This is a genomic window from Mycobacterium sp. (assembly GCF_049608025.1).
GTDB lineage: Bacteria > Actinomycetota > Actinomycetes > Mycobacteriales > Mycobacteriaceae > Mycobacterium.
In genome coordinates this window covers 1-2,831 of record NZ_JBMYXC010000109.1, presented here as the reverse complement: position 1 = coordinate 2,831, position 2,831 = coordinate 1, and the positions used below count along the sequence as shown (strand labels likewise).

Below are 2,831 nucleotides of genomic sequence, written 5' to 3'. Positions count from 1 at the left end.
GGCGACAACGCCAACCCCATTACCGAAGCGTTGTTGAATCAGACCATCGAACTGCTGGCCGGGGAGCGGGCCGACGAGGCTGTGCGTGACCTCGCCGAACTCGCGGTGGCCCGCCGGGGGGAAGTCGTGGCCCGGGTGACCGCGGCTGCCGATCTCCGGCAGGCGCAACGCACCCGTCTCACCGAAGTGCTGGCTCGCATTTACCGGCATCCAGTGTCGCTACAACTCCACCTCGACCCTGATGTGCTGGGCGGCCTGAAGATCGCCGTCGGCGAAGAGGTCATCGACGGATCGCTGTCGTCAGGTTTGGCAGCGGCCGAGACGCAATTGCCCGACTAACAGATTTCGACACGACAGACACGAAGGCAGGACCGAAAGCCATGGCAGAGTTGACAATATCCGCTGCTGACATCGAAGGTGCCATCGAGGACTACGTATCCTCGTTCTCCGCCGACACCGAGCGTGAAGAAATTGGCACCGTGATCGACGCAGGTGACGGTATCGCCCACGTGGAGGGCCTGCCTTCGGTCATGACCCAGGAACTCCTCGAGTTCCCCGGTGGCGTGCTCGGTGTCGCGCTGAACCTCGACGAACACAGCGTGGGCGTCGTGATCCTGGGCGATTTCGAGAAGATCGAGCAGGGTCAACAGGTCAAGCGCACCGGTGAAGTTCTCTCGGTGCCGGTTGGGGATGCGTTCCTCGGACGTGTCGTCAACCCACTGGGGCAGCCGATCGACGGCCAGGGTGACATCGCCTCAGACACCCGCCGCGTGCTGGAACTGCAAGCTCCGTCGGTGATCGAGCGTCAGGGTGTGTCGGAGCCGCTGCAGACCGGCATCAAGGCCATTGACTCGCAGACTCCGATCGGACGCGGGCAGCGTCAGCTGATCATCGGTGACCGCAAGACCGGCAAGACGGCGGTCTGCGTCGACACCATTCTCAATCAGCGGGAGGCGTGGGAGACCGGCGATCCCAAACAGCAGGTTCGCTGCGTCTACGTCGCGATCGGCCAGAAGGGCACCACGATCGCCAGCGTCAAGCGAGCGCTCGAAGAGGGCGGCGCGTTGGATTACACCACCATCGTGGCGGCTCCTGCGTCCGATGCGGCAGGATTCAAGTGGCTGGCGCCGTATACCGGTTCGGCTATCGGCCAGCACTGGATGTATGACGGCAAGCACGTCCTCATCGTGTTCGACGACCTCTCCAAGCAGGCCGACGCCTACCGTGCGATCTCCCTGCTACTGCGCCGTCCGCCCGGTCGCGAGGCGTTCCCCGGCGACGTGTTCTATCTGCATTCCCGGCTCTTGGAGCGTTGCGCCAAGCTCTCCGATGAGCTTGGTGGCGGATCGATGACCGGGCTGCCGATCATCGAGACGAAGGCCAGCGATATCTCGGCGTTCATCCCCACCAACGTGATCTCGATCACCGACGGACAGTGCTTCCTGGAATCTGACCTGTTCAACCAGGGCGTGCGGCCTGCCATCAACGTCGGGGTCTCGGTATCCCGCGTCGGCGGCGCTGCCCAGATCAAGGCAATGAAGGAGGTGGCAGGAAGTCTCCGCCTGGAGTTGTCGCAGTACCGAGAGCTGGAGGCTTTCGCCGCATTCGCCTCGGATCTGGACGCGGCGTCCAAGGCGCAGTTGGAGCGCGGAGCTCGGCTGGTCGAACTGCTCAAGCAGCCGCAGTACACGCCGTACCCGGTCGAGGATCAGGTGGTCGCGATCTTCCTCGGCACCAAGGGGCACCTTGATTCGGTACCCGTGGAAGACGTCTCCCGGTTCGAAATCGAGGTTCTGGAGCATGTCAAGGCATCCCACGAGGACATTCTCAAGGAGATCCGGGAGACCAAGAAGCTCTCCGAGGACGCCGAGGAGAAGCTCGCCCGTGTGATCAACGAGTTCAAAAAGGGGTTCGCGGCCACCGACGGCAGCTCGGTCGTAGTGAACGAAGCGGCGGCTGAGGCGATGGACGAGGAGGACGTCGAGAAGGAAACCGTCAAGGTCCGCAAGCCGGCGCCCAAGAAGTAGGACCGACTCGATCCTTTCTGGAAAGGTCTAGGAGAGCTAGATGGCTGCAACATTGCGCGAGCTTCGCGGGCGCATCCGATCCGCCGGGTCAATCAAGAAGATCACCAAGGCCCAGGAACTGATCGCGACATCGCGAATCGCCAAGGCGCAGGCCCGAGTCGAGTCGGCTCGGCCCTACAGCACCGAACTCACCAACATGCTCACCGAGCTGGCAAGTGCCAGCGCGTTGGATCACCCGCTGCTGGTGCCGCACGAGAATCCGAAGCGTGCCGCTGTCCTGGTGGTGTCCTCGGACCGCGGACTGTGCGGGGCGTATAACGCCAACGTGCTGCGGCAGTCCGAGGAGTTGTTCGCGTTGCTGCGCGAAGAGGGTAAGGAACCGGTGATCTACACGGTGGGACGGAAGGCCCTGGGATATTTCAGCTTCCGCCAACGTGCCATCACCGAGTCGTGGACAGGATTCTCCGAGCGGCCGACCTACGAACAAGCCCGCGAAATCGCCGAGACTTTGGTGACGGCGTTCATGTCCGGCGTCGATGACGAGGGCGACGAGCCGGGCGCGGATGGCATCCTCGGCGTCGATGAACTCCACATCGTGTTCACCGAGTTCAGGTCGATGTTGTCGCAGACATCGGCGGCGCGCCGGATCGCGCCAATGGTGGTCGAGTACGTAGAGGATGAGCCCGAGGATGACGCGCCGCGTGCGCTGTTCTCGTTCGAACCGGCTGCCGAAACGCTTTTCGACGTACTGCTGCCGCGCTACGTCGCAACGCGCGTATACGCCGCCCTGCTGGAGGCGGCCGC

At 63.3% G+C, this 2,831-nt stretch carries 3 protein-coding genes; all 3 read left to right on the top strand.

Annotation, left to right across the window (positions count from 1 at the left end; all coding sequences use genetic code 11):
• The coding region (locus ACPGXI_RS17920) for a F0F1 ATP synthase subunit delta (RefSeq protein WP_526655368.1) at window positions 1-339 on the top strand (339 nt) is incomplete at its 5' end.
• 41 nt (window positions 340-380) lie between these two features.
• On the top strand, window positions 381-2,027 hold the full coding sequence (gene atpA, locus ACPGXI_RS17915; RefSeq protein ID WP_526655366.1) for a F0F1 ATP synthase subunit alpha: 1,647 nt from the start codon (window positions 381-383) through the stop codon (window positions 2,025-2,027).
• A 40-nt stretch (window positions 2,028-2,067) separates the two neighbouring features.
• On the top strand, window positions 2,068-2,831 hold a 764-nt coding region (locus ACPGXI_RS17910), incomplete at its 3' end, for a F0F1 ATP synthase subunit gamma (RefSeq protein WP_526655364.1).

Excerpts from the sequence above, each read along its gene's own strand:
- atpA (WP_526655366.1), top strand. The coding sequence starts at position 381 with ATGGCAGAGTTGACAATATCCGCTGCTGACATCGAAGGTGCCATCGAG.